Annotated in this window: 15 protein-coding genes; 7 read left to right on the top strand and 8 right to left on the bottom strand. The window is 41.3% G+C overall.

What is annotated here, in order from left to right; genetic code table 11:
* The first annotated feature begins 5 nt into the window (after nt 1–5).
* The gene (locus BW976_RS10505; RefSeq protein WP_076373186.1) at nt 6–719 is read left to right on the top strand and encodes a ThuA domain-containing protein; all 714 of its coding nucleotides are present in this window, start codon (nt 6–8) and stop codon (nt 717–719) included.
* Between the two features lie 77 nt (nt 720–796).
* Here the strand turns inward: BW976_RS10505 and BW976_RS10500 are convergent, their stop codons facing one another.
* From BW976_RS10500 to BW976_RS10485, 4 genes are all read right to left on the bottom strand, one after another.
* On the bottom strand, nt 797–2,056 hold the full coding sequence (locus tag BW976_RS10500) for a nucleoside permease (protein WP_076373184.1): 1,260 nt from the start codon (nt 2,054–2,056) through the stop codon (nt 797–799).
* A 179-nt stretch (nt 2,057–2,235) separates the two neighbouring features.
* Nucleotides 2,236–2,838: a bifunctional nuclease family protein gene (locus BW976_RS10495; protein ID WP_076373369.1), complete on the bottom strand. Its 603-nt coding sequence runs from the start codon at nt 2,836–2,838 to the stop codon at nt 2,236–2,238.
* 25 nt (nt 2,839–2,863) lie between these two features.
* Complete coding sequence (locus BW976_RS10490; protein WP_076373182.1) at nt 2,864–3,841, bottom strand: electron transfer flavoprotein subunit alpha/FixB family protein; 978 nt, start codon at nt 3,839–3,841, stop codon at nt 2,864–2,866.
* Between the two features lie 35 nt (nt 3,842–3,876).
* Nucleotides 3,877–4,614 (bottom strand): electron transfer flavoprotein subunit beta/FixA family protein, encoded by a 738-nt coding sequence (locus BW976_RS10485; RefSeq protein ID WP_076373180.1) that lies wholly within the window; start codon nt 4,612–4,614, stop codon nt 3,877–3,879.
* 45 nt (nt 4,615–4,659) lie between these two features.
* On the opposite strand from BW976_RS10485, the gene BW976_RS10480 reads away from it, so the two are divergent.
* Together BW976_RS10480 and chrA are read left to right on the top strand one after the other, a co-directional pair.
* Nucleotides 4,660–5,001: a tetratricopeptide repeat protein gene (locus BW976_RS10480; protein ID WP_076373178.1), complete on the top strand. Its 342-nt coding sequence runs from the start codon at nt 4,660–4,662 to the stop codon at nt 4,999–5,001.
* 98 nt (nt 5,002–5,099) lie between these two features.
* On the top strand, nt 5,100–6,299 hold the full coding sequence (chrA, locus tag BW976_RS10475; RefSeq protein ID WP_076373176.1) for a chromate efflux transporter: 1,200 nt from the start codon (nt 5,100–5,102) through the stop codon (nt 6,297–6,299).
* A gap of 72 nt (nt 6,300–6,371) precedes the next feature.
* Here chrA and dnaB read toward each other — a convergent pair whose 3' ends face one another.
* Nucleotides 6,372–7,937: a replicative DNA helicase gene (gene dnaB / locus BW976_RS10470; protein WP_076373174.1), complete on the bottom strand. Its 1,566-nt coding sequence runs from the start codon at nt 7,935–7,937 to the stop codon at nt 6,372–6,374.
* A 308-nt stretch (nt 7,938–8,245) separates the two neighbouring features.
* Between dnaB and rlmB the strand changes: the two genes are divergently transcribed.
* The gene (gene rlmB, locus BW976_RS10465) at nt 8,246–9,013 is read left to right on the top strand and encodes a 23S rRNA (guanosine(2251)-2'-O)-methyltransferase RlmB (RefSeq protein WP_076373172.1); all 768 of its coding nucleotides are present in this window, start codon (nt 8,246–8,248) and stop codon (nt 9,011–9,013) included.
* 89 nt (nt 9,014–9,102) lie between these two features.
* On the opposite strand, the gene BW976_RS10460 is transcribed toward rlmB, so the two are convergent.
* Entirely contained in the window at nt 9,103–10,188 is a 1,086-nt protein-coding gene (locus BW976_RS10460) for a mannose-1-phosphate guanylyltransferase (protein ID WP_076373170.1), read from the bottom strand.
* A 246-nt stretch (nt 10,189–10,434) separates the two neighbouring features.
* Between BW976_RS10460 and recQ the strand changes: the two genes are divergently transcribed.
* Nucleotides 10,435–12,627: a DNA helicase RecQ gene (recQ, locus tag BW976_RS10455; RefSeq protein WP_076373368.1), complete on the top strand. Its 2,193-nt coding sequence runs from the start codon at nt 10,435–10,437 to the stop codon at nt 12,625–12,627.
* Between the two features lie 147 nt (nt 12,628–12,774).
* Here recQ and BW976_RS10450 read toward each other — a convergent pair whose 3' ends face one another.
* The gene (locus BW976_RS10450; protein WP_245834677.1) at nt 12,775–14,712 is read right to left on the bottom strand and encodes an OmpA family protein; all 1,938 of its coding nucleotides are present in this window, start codon (nt 14,710–14,712) and stop codon (nt 12,775–12,777) included.
* Between the two features lie 64 nt (nt 14,713–14,776).
* Nucleotides 14,777–15,400, bottom strand: coding sequence for a 7-carboxy-7-deazaguanine synthase QueE (locus BW976_RS10445; RefSeq protein WP_076373166.1), 624 nt, complete (start codon nt 15,398–15,400; stop codon nt 14,777–14,779).
* A gap of 197 nt (nt 15,401–15,597) precedes the next feature.
* On the opposite strand from BW976_RS10445, the gene BW976_RS10440 reads away from it, so the two are divergent.
* Both BW976_RS10440 and BW976_RS10435 read left to right on the top strand, forming a co-directional pair.
* Nucleotides 15,598–16,362, top strand: a complete 765-nt coding sequence (locus BW976_RS10440) for a hypothetical protein (RefSeq protein ID WP_076373164.1) — start codon at nt 15,598–15,600, stop codon at nt 16,360–16,362.
* Nucleotides 16,363–16,400: 38 nt separating this feature from the next.
* Entirely contained in the window at nt 16,401–16,733 is a 333-nt protein-coding gene (locus BW976_RS10435; protein ID WP_076373162.1) for a Rieske (2Fe-2S) protein, read from the top strand.
* Nucleotides 16,734–16,744: the final 11 nt, after the last annotated feature.

Below are 16,744 nucleotides of genomic sequence, written 5' to 3'. Positions count from 1 at the left end.
CATCCATGAAAAAGTTACTTATTATTTGTTTGTTATTAAGTCCGATATTTCTTTATGCAAAGGCAAAACCCAAAGTGCTCATTTTTTGCAAAACCGCTGGTTTTCATCATAACTCGATAGCTGTTGGTGTACCAGCGATTATGAAACTGGGGCAGGAGAATAACTTTGATGTGGACAGCACCACTGATGCCCAAAAGTTTACCACGGCTAATTTAAAACAATATGCCGCGGTAATATTTTTAAGCACCACTGGAAATGTACTGGATGATACTCAGCAAACAGCTTTTGAGCAATACATTAAAGCAGGCGGTGGCTTTGTCGGCGTACATGCGGCTACCGATACCGAGTATGATTGGCCTTGGTATGGTAAACTGGTAGGTGCTTATTTTAAAAGCCATCCCAAACAGCAGGAGGCTACGCTGAATGTGGTCGACCGTAATTTTATAGCTACCAAACATTTGCCCGAAACCTGGAAACGCTGGGACGAATGGTACAACTATAAATGGATAGCTGACGATTTGCACGTCCTAATCAAAATAGACGAGAAAAGCTATACAGGCGGAGAAAACGGCGATAACCATCCTATGGCCTGGTATCACAGCTTTGATGGCGGCAGAGCTTTTTATACCGAGTTGGGCCACACCGATGAATCATACGCTGATCCTTTGTATCTGAAACATCTGTTGGGTGGAATACAATACGCGATTGGAAAGAAATAGTATTATCAACCTAAATTTTTATACAGACAGAAAAGCCGGCTTAAAAACCGGCTTTTTATTTTTATGATTGTTTTGTTTTACGCGTGTGCAATGGCATGTTTTAATGCCGCGTTATGCTTATACCTGAATATGAATGGGAAAATAACCGCTATAACCAGGGCATAAGCTGCAAATGTAAGCCAGATGCCATGCCAGTTTTTACTATGATCGGCATGGGTGAAAAATTTGTCAATAATAAATCCGCTCCCAATACTTCCAAAAAAGGCGCCAAATCCGTTCACCATCATCATAAAAAGCCCCTGGGCGCTGGCCCTTATTTCGGGAGAGGCTTGCGTTTCCACAAATAATGAACCCGAAATATTAAAGAAATCAAAGGCCATTCCGTATACGATACAAGAACCAATGATCATCCATAAGCCACTTGCCGGATCGCCAAAGGCAAAAAGCCCAAACCGTAATACCCAGGCCAACATACTAAACAGCATCACATACTTGATACCGAATCTACGCAGGAAAAAAGGAATAGCCAGGATGAACAGCGTTTCGGAGATCTGGGATATCGACATGATAATGGCGGGGTATTTTACTGCTATAGTATCTTTATATGCAGACACATTAGCAAAATCATGAATATAAGTATCGCCGTAGGCATTTGTAAGCTGTAAGGCCGCGCCTAATAATAACGAGAAAGCAAAAAATATAGTAAACTTTGGTACTTTGAATAAAGTGAAGGCTTTTAAACCTAATGATTCTACAAACGATTTATTGGCAACCTTAGCTAAAAGAGGAGGAGCTTTTGGTAATGTAAACGAATAGATACCCAGTGTAAGCGCCATAGCCGAAGCAATATAAAATTGATTGGCCGAGGTTTCGTTATGGGTGAGGCTGACCGTCCACAACGCGGCAATAAAGCCGATAGTTCCCCATATCCGGATAGGCGGGTAATCTTTTACGATATCCGTATCACTATTTTTTAACGCTGAAAAAGCCACAGTTATGGATAATGACAAGGTTGGCATATAAAAGACCATATTAAGCAGCATTACCCAGAAAAAAGTGAATGGGTTATTTACCAACGGGATACAAAATAAGGTAATTGCCCCTAAAATATGCATCAGTCCGTATAGCTTTTCGGCATTTACAAAGCGGTCGGCAATGATACCGGTGAGAGCAGGCATAAAAATAGCCGAAATACCCATGGTTGAAAAAATGGCGCCAAAGTGTTCGCCCGACCAGTGCTTATTTTGAAACCAGTATACTCCTATAGTAAGCAGCCATGAACCCCATATAAAATACTGCATAAAATTCATCACTATTAAGCGAAACTTAATACTCATAGGGTGCCTGGTTTAAATAATAATAGTCTGTGTTAAATTAAAAACGGAAAGTAGTGAAATTAATGTAAATCAAAAAACTATAAAACACGGTTTTTCTAAAATTACATTTGCCTAATAATTGATTTTCAAAATAAAACGATTGCCAGATAACTATTGACATCGCATTTATCTGTTTTTGCTTATGAAGCTTTTCGCTTGTTCAACTCGTCACGGATTTTCGCGGCTTTTTCGTATGATTCTTCGGCGAGTGCTTCCTGTAATTTGGTTTTAAGCTCGTCGATACTTAACGAAGCAAATCCGCTGCCGACGGTTGCACCTACAGATTTTTCTTCCTGCGTTTCGTTGATATTTTCGAGATAAACAAAATCATTACCTTCAATTACAATACCCGCGGTAGAAAGAATAAACTCGTAGGTAAAAATCGGGCAATCAAACCTTACAGCTACCGCGATGGCATCAGATGTGCGGGCGTCGATCTCGACAGAGCGCTTACCGTCATTGCAGATCAATTTAGAGTAGAATATCCCATCCACCAGGTTATAAATAATGATCTCCTGAACCTCTATTTGGTAAGCCTGCGCGAAACTCTTGAACAGATCGTGCGTAAGCGGGCGGCTTGGGGTCATTTTCTCTATCTCGATAGCTATGGCCTGTGCTTCGAAGCTGCCGATAATGATAGGGAGCCGGCGGCGACCGCTTACCTCGCCTAAAACTAAAGCGTAAGCGCCCGATTGTGTTTGACTATATGATAACCCGACAATATCCAGCTTAATTTTTTTCATGTTATTACCCATCGCACTTAATAATTTATGCTGAAGCTTTATATTCTTTAACGGCTGCTATTAATTGAGGTACAACTTCAAATGCGTCGCCAACAATACCGTAATCTGCCACTTTGAAAAATGGAGCTTCCGGATCTTTATTGATCACCACAATAACTTTTGAAGAACTGATACCTGCCAGGTGTTGAATAGCACCTGAAATTCCTATCGCAATATACAAATTTGGACTGACAGCTATCCCCGTTTGACCAACGTGTTCGCTGTGCGGGCGCCACCCGGCATCTGACACTGGTTTAGAGCACGCTGTGGCAGCGCCAAGTAGTTCGGCGAGTTCTTCTACCATGCCCCAGTTTTCAGGTCCTTTAAGGCCACGTCCGGCAGAAACAACAATTTCCGCATCCGGTAAGGATATTTTATCTGTTGAACGCACGATCTCTTTGATCATCGCTTTAAAATCAGAATCCTTGGTTTCAGCAGCAAAATCTTCAACCTGGGCAGTTCCGCCGGTTTCCACCACTTTATAAGAATTGGGTACCAAAGCGATAACCTTATTGGCAGATGTTAACTCCACAATAGCGAATGCCTTGCCCGAGAACGCTGTTTTTTTGATAGTGAATTTACCACCATTTTGCTCCGGTAGTGCTACTGCGCCATCGGCAACACCAGCCTGCAACTTTACGCCCAACCTTGGCGCTAAACCACGACCAGAAAAGGTATTGGATAATACTACAATATCGGATCCTTGCTTTTTAGCAGCTTCGGCAATGATAGAAGCATAAGCCTGGTTCACAAAGTTCTTGAGTTTATCGCTAGATACGTTCAGCACTTTTTCGGCGCCGTATTTACCTAAAGCAGACAACTCTGCAGCATCTACATCGCCAATGGAAATGGCAACCAGGTTGGTGTTATTTTGATCGGCAATGGCACGGGCATAGGTAACTGCTTCAAAAATTGACTTTTTGAATTTACCGCTGGCATTTTCCGCATATATTAAAACTGACATATACTTATGTGTTTCTTGGAATAGATTTGAATTAATTAAATAACACGCGCTTCGGTATGCAAAAGCTCTACCAGTTTGGCGGTCTCATCAGCAGGTACCAGTTTCACTTGTCCACGAGGGGTGGGAGTTTCATAACTGAGCACTTCCGAATTCGTTTTTACGTCCACCGGTTCAATAACAGCTAATGGTTTGGTACGGGCCGACATGATGCCTCGCATATTGGGAATTTTTGGCTCCGCAACACCTTCGGCTGTACCGGCCACAAAAGGGTAGGGAATAGTCAGGATTTCTTTACCGCCTTCAATTTCACGCTCAACAGTAGCTTCCTTATCGGAAGCATCCAGTTTTTTAATGATAGATACCGAGGGCAGATCGAGCAGTTCGCCCAGCATACCAGCTACTTTCGATCCATTGTAATCAATAGATTCGCGGCCGGTTAAAATAAGGTCGAACGAATTGGCTTTCACATACTCCGCTATCTGGTACGCCACGTACCAGGCATCATGAGGTTTGGCGTTAATACGCACCGCGTCTGTAGCACCGATAGCAAGTGCTTTGCGGATAGTGGCCTCTGTATTTACTTCACCAACATTAATAACCGTTACCGAACCTTTACCACCATCGGTTAACTCAATAGCACGCGAAAGCGCTATCTCATCATAAGGGTTTAGTATAAATTGAACACCATTTGTATTAAATTGGGTGTTATTATCTGTAAAGGTTATTTTTGTGGTGGTATCAGGAACATTACTTACACATACCAGGATCTTCATATCAATAGGTTTTTGCAAATTTAATTAAAAAAGATAGAGTTTAAAATGGAGTTGAGCAGATTGGATAAGCTATTAGAATTTATAAAGAATGAACCGGGGGACGAATTTTTAAAATACGCCCTCGCTACCGAATATTTACGTCTGAATCAGGCAGATAAGGCTTTGACTTATTATGAGGATCTGGTGACAAATCACCCTGCTTATGTGGGCACTTATTATCATTTAGGTAAGTTATACGAGGCCCTGAACCGTAAACCGGATGCCATAACCACCTACGAAAACGGCATGACCATTGCCAAACAGAAGCGCGATAACCACGCGTTTTCGGAATTACAGGCTGTTTATCGGCAAGCGAAAGGCATAGAAGAAGACGACGATGATTATTAAATAGCTCATAGATCATAGTTGATGGATTATAGTAGTAGTACTATATCATTCACTTATCACTATGAACAATGAACCATCAACTATGAACTAAACAATTAATGAAAAACCGGCACCTTCTATTTCTTCGCGATGTATTGATCTATACGTTTACGGCTTTTGGCGGCCCACAAGCGCACATAGCTGTATTACTACGGGAATTTGTTGAAAAGAGACACTATATTACGGAGGATGAGCTAATGGAGCTTAATGCTCTGTCGCAAGTGTTACCCGGGCCATCATCAACCCAAACCCTGGTGGGCATAGCCTGGAAAGTAGGAGGACTGAAATTAGCCCTTATTACCTTCCTGATATGGATATTACCTTCGGCCGCCATTATGGCGATGGCTGCTATCAGTTATAAAATGTTTGCCAACCATGCTCAATTTGCTCACATCATTAGCTATATACAGCCTATGGCGGTGGGAATTGTGGCCTATGCTACTTACAGCTTTGCGCACAGATTCCTGAAAACGAGGGTAAGCACTATGCTGGCTATCGCATCGTTCATAGCAACGCTTATTCTACAAAATGCCTATGCTTTTCCGTTATTGGTTTTACTGGGTGGTATCATATCATCCGCAATGGAAACGCAGCCCCAGGAGAATGAATTACGTGTTAAACTGTACTCCAATGTAAACCCCAATAAAGTGGCCTATTTTATTGGGATTTTGTTATTCTTTGCTGCTTTGGGTGCTATCATCAATCAAACCTCCCCATTTAGTTTACCCATTCGCTTATTTGAGAACTTTTATCGTAACGGTATCTTGATATTTGGCGGCGGGCAGGTAATGGTCCCCCTCATGTATACCGAGTTTGTAGAGGTTAAGCACTATCTCAGCAATTCGGAGTTCCTCTCTGGTTATGCCTTGCAGCAGGCGCTCCCAGGGCCAACGTTTTCCTTTACCTCTTTTTTGGGAGGTATTACTTTAGGCAATAAAGGATATGGCATTGGCGGACAAATCATTGGCAGTATTGTAGCGGTTATCGGCGTAAATACGCCCGGCTTGATTCTCATCCTATTTATTGTACCCTTTTGGGAGGACCTAAAAAAAATAACCCGTATTAAAAACTCATTAAGCGGTATCAGCGCAGTAGCGGTAGGTTTTATGGCCACAGCTTTTATTTTATTAGTACGGCCGTTTGGCGGTAACTGGATAGCCTACGGGCTTATGGCAGGCACTTTTTTACTACTACATTTTACCAAAATAAAAACCCCGGTAATTATCATCATCGGGGTTTTGCTAGGAATATTTTTTTGATTTCGGAGTTGCCTATCTTTTTAAGTAGATCTAAAATAAAAAAATCCGAAATCGAACATCCTAAATCCGATATTAAAACGGTGGTTCGTCATCAATATCATCCATTCGTGATGGACGGATAATGAAGTTGCTTTGCTTTTCAAAATCCTGCGATGGTGCCAGACCCGAGAATGCGCTGCCGGCAGCAGGAGGGAAGCCGTCCATGCTCTCTTCCAGGTTGGCAAATTTTACATATTTACCCACAAACTTCAATCGTACCGTACCGGTTTCACCGTTACGGTGTTTAGCTATAATTACTTCACCCACGTTGTTGGTTGGGTTACCATCTTCGTCTTCCGTTAAACCGTAGTATTCTGGGCGGTATAAGAATAATACCATATCCGCATCCTGCTCAATAGAACCAGATTCACGTAAATCCGAAAGCATTGGTCTTTTGGAGTTACCCGGCCTGGTTTCAACCGCACGACTCAATTGCGACAGGGCGATCACGGGTACATTCAATTCTTTTGCTACAGATTTCAGGGCTCTTGAGATACTACCAATTTCCTGTTCACGGTTACCACCTCCGGCTTTACCTTCGCCTTTACCATGCATCAACTGCAAGTAGTCAATAATGATAAGCTGAATGTCGTGCTGCGATTTTAAACGGCGGCATTTGGCTCTGAATTCAAATATATTAAGCGCTGGAGTATCATCGATGATCAAGGTAGCTTGCTCCAGGCGACCAATCTTAGAGTGAATCTGTTGCCACTCCCATTCTTCCAAAGTTCCTTTACGGATCTTTTCCTGCTCAATTTCAGTTTCGCCGGATATTAAACGGTTAACCAACTGAACAGAGGACATCTCGAGTGAGAATACAACAACCGGTTTATCAAAATCAACTGCGGCATTACGGGCACAACTCAATACGAAAGCCGTTTTACCCATCGCAGGACGGGCAGCTATAATAACCAAATCGGATTTTTGCCAGCCTGAGGTCATCCGGTCGAGAGCAGTAAAGCCTGAAGCAACACCGGTAAGGCCATCTTTTTTATCTTTGAGTGCTTCTATATCCCTTAAAGCCTCATGAACCAGGTCGTCCATTTTACGGGCATCACGCCTTAGGTTATTCTGTGCAATTTCGAAAAGATTTTTCTCGGCCCTGTCTAACAAGTCCAATACGTCAGACGTATCTTCGTAAGCGCTTTGAATAACATCTGTAGATATACGGATCAGTTCGCGCTGAATGTACTTTTGAATGATGATACGGGCGTGGAATTCAATATTTGCAGCGGAGGCAACACGACTGGTTAGTTCAGTAATGTAATAAGCGCCACCAATCATTTCCAGTTCGCCCAGTTTACGTAGTTCGGCAGTAACGGTAAGAATATCGACCGGAGAAGATTTTTCAAACAATTGTTTTATAGCCGAAAATATTTTCTGATGATTGTCCCGATAAAAAACCTCGGGATTTAAAATATCGATAACCGATGACAGGGCGTCTTTTTCTAACATCAGCGCTCCTAAAACAGCCTCTTCCAGATCGGTTGCCTGGGGCGGAAGTTTCCCCAGTCCGCTATACGGTGTTGGGGTAGTGATTCGGCTCCGACGATCGTTAGTGTTCGGCTTGTTCTGTAGGTTATCGTTCTCAAAATTCATAAGGCGACAAAAATATACAAAAAATACTTTTGCGGAGCTACATTTCAATCAACATAGTGTATTGAGATTTTAAAACAATCATATCCAGCGTTATAATTTAAAGCTTTTTAATAAACACGCCTATGTTGATAACTTACTAATAGAATACTATTTATACTGATTTACAAACATTTAAACCTATGTTCATAAAGTTTTATAATGTTAACTATTATCGGCCTATGTTTTGAAAAAACCGAAAAGGGTTATCAGTTCAATAAGTGCTTAATCAATTAATATAGCTACTTTTGCAGAAAAACAGATCATTACAAATGGCATTTAATTCAAGACCTCAGCGGGAAAGCAACCAAATGGTTTTTGGTATCAGGGCGATCATGGAGGCTATCACTTCGGGTAAAGAAATTGAAGCATTATATATCCAGAGAGGGGCTGGTGGTGGCCTGTCGCACGAGCTAAAGGCTTTGCTTACAGAATATAACATTTCCGCGCAACAGGTACCGGTTGAAAAGCTAAACCGCCTTACCGCAAAAAACCACCAGGGTGCTGTGGCTTTTATTTCGCCTATAACTTACCAAAAGATCGAAAATATTATCCCCGAAGTATTTGAAAAAGGGGAAGTTCCGTTGGTACTGGTTTTAGATTCCATTACCGATGTGCGCAATATGGGCGCTATTGCCCGTACCGCCGAATGCGCGGGTGTACATGCTATTGTTATCCCTGCAAAAGGTTCAGCGCAAATAAACCCTGATGCTATTAAAACATCAGCCGGGGCCTTGTATAAAATACCCGTTTGCCGCCATGATAATTTTATGCAAACGATACGTTTTTTACAGGAATCAGGTTTGCAACTGGTTTGTTGTACCGAAAAAACGCAAGACGATATTTATAAACCCGATTATACCGCCCCAACGGCCGTTATTATGGGATCTGAAGAAGATGGTATTCGCAACGAGATCATACGTATAGCAGATCATCTGGCCAAGATTCCCATGTTTGGCGAAATTGAATCACTTAACGTATCGGTATCAACCGGGGTGATATTGTATGAGGCGATAAGACAGCGCGTTGCGGTTAAGTAGTTGATTAGGTGCGTGGTTGATTGGTTTTTCCTAAGTGAAAGCCTGTCTAACTTAATAAACTGCTCACTCAATCAACCACTCACTTTGCACTAAATATACTTAGTACCAAATTTAGCTTTTACATCAGCCACCACTTGTTTCACATTCTGTTCCTGATCCCGCGGACAGATCAGCAGCGTGTTGTTGGATTCTACCACGATAAAATCATGAAGGCCCTGTAATATCACCAGTTTCTCGCCCGGTACATTCACCATACAGTTGGAAGAATCATACATGATCACCTTTTCTGATGGAATCACCGCATTGCCTACATAATCCTTCTCCGCCAGGTCATAGATGGAGGCCCAGGTACCCAGATCACTCCAGCCAAAGGCCGAGGGCAGTACATATACATTATCCGCCTTTTCCATAATCCCGTAGTCGATCGAGATATTAATACATTGCTGGTAGGCTTTATGTATATAGCTCTTTTCCTCTTCGGTATTATACACTGGTTTGGCTTCCGCAAAGATCTCATGCATCTCGGGCAGATGACGACCAAAAGCTTTGACAATAGCCCGTGCCGACCATACAAAGATGCCTGCGTTCCATAAAAAATCACCGCTCTGGATAAATGTTTTGGCTATTTCAAGCGTGGGCTTCTCGGTAAATGTTTTTACTTTATGAAAATCCTGGTTAATGGCCAGATCGGTATACTGGATATACCCATAACCTGTATCCGGACGCGATGGTTTGATACCCAGGGTGATTAAACTATCTGTTGATGCTGCCGTTTGCAATGATTTCTCAATAGCATTTACAAATGCCTCCTCGTCCAAAATCTGCTGATCTGAGGGGGCTACCACGATAACCGCTTCCGGGTTCAGGCTTTCAATCTTGAAGCAGCCATAAGCCACACAAGGTGCGGTATTACGCATCACCGGCTCAGTTAGTATCTGGCCATCGGCCATATCCGGTAGCTGCTGTTTTACCAGTTTGGTATAATTCTCGTTGGTTACTACATAAATGTTTTCTTGGGGGCATACTTTCAGAAAACGTTCATAGGTGTTTTGGATCAGGGTTTTACCCGTTCCCAGGATATCTATAAATTGTTTAGGATGCGATGAACGGCTTATCGGCCAAAATCGGCTCCCGATGCCGCCTGCCATGATGATCGCATAATTGTTTTTATTCATGTGGTAAAAAGAGTTTTTATTTGGCGTAGCCAGCGCAAAAGTGTACAATAATCTGTTAAATATGTGTGAAATAAAACTAAATAATTGGATAGCTAAATTGTCCGCAATTTAAATGCGCTAAATGAACAAATTGTTTTTCATTTAATAATCATATTTGTATAAAATTTAAAAGTAAATCCATCGTTTATTCATTAAATTTTGTTACTTTAAACTTTTAAATACAATTCAAGAGCACGTTAAACAATGATAGAAACTAAGAAGTCGCTATTTGATAATCTCCAGAATTTTTTCGGATTCGACAACTTTAAGGGGGAGCAGGAAGCGATTATAACTAACATACTGGCGGGTAATGATACTTTTGTGATCATGCCTACCGGTGGTGGTAAATCCATGTGTTACCAGTTGCCGGCATTAATGAGCGAAGGCACTGCCATAGTAATTTCACCACTGATAGCCTTGATGAAAAATCAGGTAGATCAGTTAAGGGCTTTTGGAGGCTCAGACAGTATAGCTCACTTTTTAAACTCATCACTTACCAAATCAGATATAGGCCGAGTTAAGGAAGATGTTTTGGCCGGAAAAACCAAACTTTTATATGTTGCACCCGAATCACTGACCAAACAGGAGAATATTGATTTCTTAAAACTTAATCAAGTGTCATTTGTAGCGGTTGACGAAGCGCACTGTATATCTGAATGGGGGCATGATTTCAGACCCGAGTACCGCAAAATACGCCAGGTGATAAGCAATATCGGCGAAAATATTCCTATCATCGCTTTAACAGCTACAGCTACCCCAAAAGTTCAGCAGGATATACAGAAAAACCTGCAAATGAACAATTCTACGGTATATAAGTCATCTTTTAATCGTTCCAACCTATTTTATGAGGTTCGTGCCAAACGCAATGTGATTAAGGAGATCGTGAAGTTTGTAAAGCAGAACCAGGGCAAATCGGGCATTATCTATTGCCTTAGCCGCAAAAAAGTTGAGGAAGTTGCAGAAGCGCTTAACCTGAATGGTGTTAGAGCCTTGCCATATCATGCTGGCCTTGATCCAAAAGTACGTGCCGATACACAAGACAAATTCCTGATGGAAGATGTGGAGGTAATTGTAGCTACGATTGCCTTTGGTATGGGTATCGACAAACCGGATGTTCGTTACGTGATACACCACGATGTGCCTAAAAGCATGGAAGGTTATTACCAGGAAACCGGCAGAGCGGGTCGCGATGGCGGTGAAGGTGTATGTGTTGCCTTTTATTCTGAAAAAGATATTGATAAGCTTCAGAAATTCATGAAGGATAAACCGGTTGCTGAACGGGAAATCGGTACCCAGATATTAAAAGAAGTGATTGACTATTGCGAGTCCTCCGTGTGTCGCCGTAAACAATTACTCCATTATTTTGGCGAGAATTTCAATGAAGCAGGCTGTAATAATATGTGCGATAACTGCTGCGGTCATAAAGAACACTTCGATGGCGAGGAGCATTTACACAAGGCCCTCAGCCTGATCAGGCATATTGGCGAAAAGTTTGATGATCAGCATATCATCAGCATATTGATGGGGGTGGAGAACGCTCAGATCAAAAATTATGAGCATGACGCGCTTGATTATTATGGATCGGGCAAGGAACAGGGCGAAAATCTTTGGAACTCGCTGTTAAGGCAAGCTTTGCTCAATAACTATCTTTCTAAAGATATTGATCAGTATGGTTTACTTCGTTTAACCAAAACCGGTAACAGCTTTATTGATAACCCGCACAGCATCCGCTTTATACTCAACAAGCCTATGGAAGCAACGGATGATGATGATGACGCAGACGGCCCTAAACAAGGTGGCGGTGCATTAGATACGCAGTTGCTGCAAATGCTTAAAGATTTGCGTAAAAAGCTGGCTAAGCAAAAGGGTTTGCCTCCATTTGTGATATTCCAGGATCCATCATTAGAGGAGATGTGTACGCACTACCCGATCACTACCGAGGAGTTAAAACAAATTTCGGGAGTGGGTGCAGGCAAAGCTTTAAAGTTTGGTAAACCTTTTACCGATCTGATACAAAAGTATGTGGAGGATAATGATATCGACCGTCCGGTTGATATGGTGATCAAGAGCGCTGCCAATAAATCGGCTCTTAAGGTTTTTATTATTCAAAATATTGATCGCCATTTAAATCTGGACGACATTGCAGCCTCCAAAGGGCTCACCTACGAAGAGATATTGAAAGAGGTGGAAACTATAGTTAACTCAGGCACAAAACTTAACCTGAATTACTATATCGATGAAGTTATAGATGAGGATAAACAGGAAGAAGTATTTGATTACTTCCGCACGGCCGAAGTTGACTCTATTGATGACGCCTTAGCCGAATTAGGAGGCGATGATTATACCCGTGAAGAGGTACAATTAATGCGCATCAAGTTCATATCAGAAATGGGCAACTAAAAACAACCAAAATAAAAAAAGTTTTTAGCGGATTGCTAAAAGCTTTTTTATGTCTGATTGCATTTATTATTCACCATAAATCTGGGTATAATCGGTCGAACTTTGCGTTCTTAAAACCAAAAGCTTTACCAGAGCGCAGCACTTTTCTTATTTAGAAATGATCTTAAATTCGGTACGGCGGTTTTTTGCCCTGTTTTCGTCGGTATCATTAGGCGCTATTGGCTGTGTTTTACCATAACCTTTATAAACCAAACGGGTGGCAGTAATACCATTGGTAATTAAATATTGATATACAGATTTAGCCCGGCTCTCGGACAATGTCTGATTGATCTGATCGGGCCCAACATCATCGGTATGACCTGATATTTCAATATGTACAGACGGATTTACGGTTAAAAATTCAATCAGTTTCATCAACTCCGCTTTTGATTCGGACTCCAGGTCGAATTTATTGGTATCGAAGAATATATTCTTCAGGATCACCTTATTGCCCACATCAATAGGGGATAATGAAACGGAAATGTTAAACGGATTTTTAGCTTTATACCCGATCAGCGAAAAGTTTTCTGAATAAAACATATAACCACTTTTGGAGATATTCAAACCATAATTTTTACCCGAAGTAATGGTCGCCAGAAAGCTGCCTTCATCATCACTGCTATAATCCTGATAAACTGGTTGATTACTTTGCAGATCTATGATCTCTACGGCTGCTTCCAGCGGATGATTGGTCTTAGCATCGTGCACATTTCCTTTTACATAAGTTACCACATGCGGTCTTACATTTAGGGGCAATTCAAAGGTATAAACATCATAACCGCCATAGCCATTGAGGTTATCTGATGCAAAAAAAGCGATATTGCCGTTTGCGGTTAAGGTAAGTCCGTTTTCGTCACCATTAGAGTTAATGGGATAGCCTAAATTTTCGGGCTTTTGCCACTTACCATCTTTACCTAAACGACTTACAAAAAGATCCTTATTACCTAAGCCAGGCCACCCATTGGAGCTAAAATAAAGTGTACTATCATCAGCATGAATAAAGGGGGATTGCTCATTATAGGCTGTATTAATATTAGGCCCGAGATTTTCTACAGGTCCCCAGCCTTTATTACTCAAGGTCGATTTCCATATGTCATACCCCCCGTAGCCACCCGCCCGGTTACTTACAAAATAAAGTGTACGTCCATCAGCACTAATGGATGGCTGCGATTCCCATCCGGAGGTATTTACCGGTGGACTCAGATCAACCGGTTTACCCCAGTCGTCGCCTTTTTTCTGAGCAATGTAAATATCACATCTACCCAACCCATCTGGGCGGTTACAGCCTGTAAAAAACAAATACTTACCATCCTGCGAAATAGACTGCGCCCCTTCATTATATTGTGCTGTGTTGATCTGATCACTCAGATAAGTAGCGGTTTGCCACTTTCCGTTGATGTTGGCGCTTTTATAAAAATCTTCGTTATTATTAATCTTCCGGGTAAATATCAACAAAGATTGATCGGCTGTTGCAACCGGCAGATATTCATCATTAGCCGTATTGATTTCTGGCCCCATATTCACGGGTTTAAATGCTACCGGATGCTGTATTGCCTGGATACTGAATTTAGCATCAGCAATAAGTTTTTGCCCATACAACTTATTGGCAGGGGTGATGTCGGGATAAGTTAAATATTTTTCCAGATGCTGCTGCGCCTGGGAATATTTAGCTTCCGTTATTTCGGCTTCACCAATTTTGAGATATACCGAACGGTTAAAATCTGGATTGAGCAAAATAACCTTTAAGTATTCCTCAATGGCCGGTTTATATAAATGTCTTAATCGAAATACATCAGCAAGCTGGGCATGAGCTTCCACAAATTTCGGATCTTCTTTAATAGCATTTTGAAGACTTGCAATGGCCTCATCATATAAATGATCATCAAGGTTTTGATTGGCCTTGGCAAAATACTTTATCGCTTCCTTTTTGCTGGTAGTATATTGGCTCTGCTGCGCCCGGGTAGCAACAGAAAGAAAAATTGATAAAATCAGGATGGTTACAATTTTCATCAATAGTTTGTAGTTAAACAGAGATGAGGCTATCATGAGTAATTACTCATTAAGGTTACATCTGTTTTGATACGATAAATGTTACCGTAAGTTACAAATATTAAGGAATATTCAAATATTTATGCGTTTGCAATGATATTTCCCACTGCGGGTTGTTCATCACATAATCAACAATAAGCGGTGTCATTTCTTTTGATTTTGACCATTCGGGCTGTAGATATAACTTACAATCTGGCGATACCATTTTGGCATGATACTCGGCCCATTCAAAATCTGATTTATTAAATACGATCACCTTTAGCTCATGGGCGTTTTCGGCTACGTGAGGCATAGGCGCCTTGAATTTTTTGGGTGAAAGACAAATCCAATCCCAATCGCCCGAAAGCGGATAGGCCCCTGATGTTTCTATAAAAGTTTTGATACCCTTTTCATGTAATTGACTGGTTAGATAATCCAAATTGTAGATCAACGGCTCGCCGCCAGTAACCACAACAGCTTTTGAGGGATGAACAGAGGCATTAACCACTATTTGATCTGTCGCGGTAAGTGGATGCAGTTCGGCATCCCAGCTCTCTTTAACATCGCACCAATGGCAGCCTACATCACAACCACCGAGGCGTATAAAATAAGCCGCTTTGCCTGTATTGTATCCTTCGCCCTGTATCGTATAAAACTCCTCCATTAAAGGGAGCAGCGTGCCATCGTCTGGAATCTGGTGTGCCATAATTTTTGCGAAGTTACCTATTAAAGCTGAAAGCGTAAAGGCGAATGGTAAGCGTAAGGTAAAACGTTTACGTGATTTGTTCTTTTTAATACGATTAATAATATTTATTATTACTTCAATTTTAATAGCGGGTACCGAATTAATACCGGCTTAACTTAACTGATATGAAAACCTCATAAACCTAAAACCACTAGCCGATGAAAAAAATCTACTTACCCCTAATTTTTCTGGCCATTTTATGTTTGAGCTCATGTGTCGATATTGAAGAACAATACGATTTTAAAGCCGATGGCAGCTGTAATGTTGTTTATGGTTTTGATATGAGCAAGGCAGTATCCGTATTGGTAAACCTGATGTCTGACTCGGTAAAGGAAACACCTCAATTTAGTTTGGTTAAGGATACCACACTTAATTTTTATAGCGCGATGCCCGATAGTACTCAGCAAAAAATGAGTATCGAAGAAACCAATATGGCCAAAACCAGTGATCTTTCTATTAGCATGAACCTTAAAAAAAGTATCATGAAAGTAAATATCACCCATGTAGCTAAAAATGCCGCTGATTTACAATACTATCTTCAAAACCTTTCAAAAATAGCCCTCAACAGTCGTATCAATGCATTTGCCAGTGCCGATAAAGCTAGTAAAAGCTTTGATGCCCGGCAAATGGTAGCCGGTCAGGATTACTATTCGTATGATATCACACCGCATAAGTTTTATCGTATAATTGATAAGGTAAAATTCAATGCTTTCTTAAAGAAAACCCAATCAACCTTTATGATGGCCAAAGCTATGCTGATAGATATGCCTTATAAAGTGATCCTAAAGTTTGCCAAACCGGTTAAAAAGTTAAATAACCCTAAAGCCATACTTTCTGCCGACAGACGCAGCGTAACACTGCTTACCAGTATGGACGAGGTGATTAAAAACCCGGCGGTAATGAATTTAAAGATTGATTTTTAGGGTCAATCATTACTTTTACAGTTCAACACGTATATTTCATGAAGTGGTATAAGATACCTGGGGTTCCATATACCAATGAACCATTTATTACCAAAGTAAAGATTGGGGGCAAGAGTATTTGCCTGGTTGGTTTTGAAGGGCAGATTTACGCCCTTTTGGCCATTTGTCCACATGCCGGAGCCGATTTGAGCGAAGGCTTGTGTGTAAAAGGTAAAATCGTATGCCCATATCACCGGTATACCTACAATCTGGAAACGGGTAAAGGAGGAGAGGGGCAAAACGATTTTGTTACAACCTATTTGGTTGATATCCGGGATGATGGTATCTATGTAGGTATAAAGTCTTTTTGGGATCGGCTAAGTGGAAAGTAAAACCCGGTCAA

This window comes from Mucilaginibacter lappiensis, from assembly GCF_900155965.1.
GTDB classification, from domain to species: Bacteria; Bacteroidota; Bacteroidia; order Sphingobacteriales; family Sphingobacteriaceae; genus Mucilaginibacter; species Mucilaginibacter lappiensis.
The sequence above is the reverse complement of the archived record's forward strand: the minus strand, read 5'-3'. Positions and strand labels throughout refer to the sequence as shown.

What these genes read in the sequence shown, in the direction of transcription:
- dnaB (WP_076373174.1), bottom strand. Translation starts at nt 7,937, where the DNA reads ATGAATTTTGAGAACGATAACCTACAGAACAAGCCGAACACTAACGAT.
- BW976_RS10445 (WP_076373166.1), bottom strand. Translation starts at nt 15,400, where the DNA reads ATGGCACACCAGATTCCAGACGATGGCACGCTGCTCCCTTTAATGGAG.
- BW976_RS10500 (WP_076373184.1), bottom strand. Translation starts at nt 2,056, where the DNA reads ATGAGTATTAAGTTTCGCTTAATAGTGATGAATTTTATGCAGTATTTT.
- BW976_RS10460 (WP_076373170.1), bottom strand. Translation starts at nt 10,188, where the DNA reads ATGAATAAAAACAATTATGCGATCATCATGGCAGGCGGCATCGGGAGC.
- rlmB (WP_076373172.1), top strand. Translation starts at nt 8,246, where the DNA reads ATGGCATTTAATTCAAGACCTCAGCGGGAAAGCAACCAAATGGTTTTT.
- BW976_RS10440 (WP_076373164.1), top strand. Translation starts at nt 15,598, where the DNA reads ATGAAAAAAATCTACTTACCCCTAATTTTTCTGGCCATTTTATGTTTG.
- BW976_RS10485 (WP_076373180.1), bottom strand. Translation starts at nt 4,614, where the DNA reads ATGAAGATCCTGGTATGTGTAAGTAATGTTCCTGATACCACCACAAAA.
- BW976_RS10490 (WP_076373182.1), bottom strand. Translation starts at nt 3,841, where the DNA reads ATGTCAGTTTTAATATATGCGGAAAATGCCAGCGGTAAATTCAAAAAG.
- BW976_RS10505 (WP_076373186.1), top strand. Translation starts at nt 6, where the DNA reads ATGAAAAAGTTACTTATTATTTGTTTGTTATTAAGTCCGATATTTCTT.
- BW976_RS10435 (WP_076373162.1), top strand. Translation starts at nt 16,401, where the DNA reads ATGAAGTGGTATAAGATACCTGGGGTTCCATATACCAATGAACCATTT.
- BW976_RS10450 (WP_245834677.1), bottom strand. Translation starts at nt 14,712, where the DNA reads ATGATAGCCTCATCTCTGTTTAACTACAAACTATTGATGAAAATTGTA.
- chrA (WP_076373176.1), top strand. Translation starts at nt 5,100, where the DNA reads ATGAAAAACCGGCACCTTCTATTTCTTCGCGATGTATTGATCTATACG.
- BW976_RS10495 (WP_076373369.1), bottom strand. Translation starts at nt 2,838, where the DNA reads ATGAAAAAAATTAAGCTGGATATTGTCGGGTTATCATATAGTCAAACA.
- BW976_RS10480 (WP_076373178.1), top strand. Translation starts at nt 4,660, where the DNA reads ATGGAGTTGAGCAGATTGGATAAGCTATTAGAATTTATAAAGAATGAA.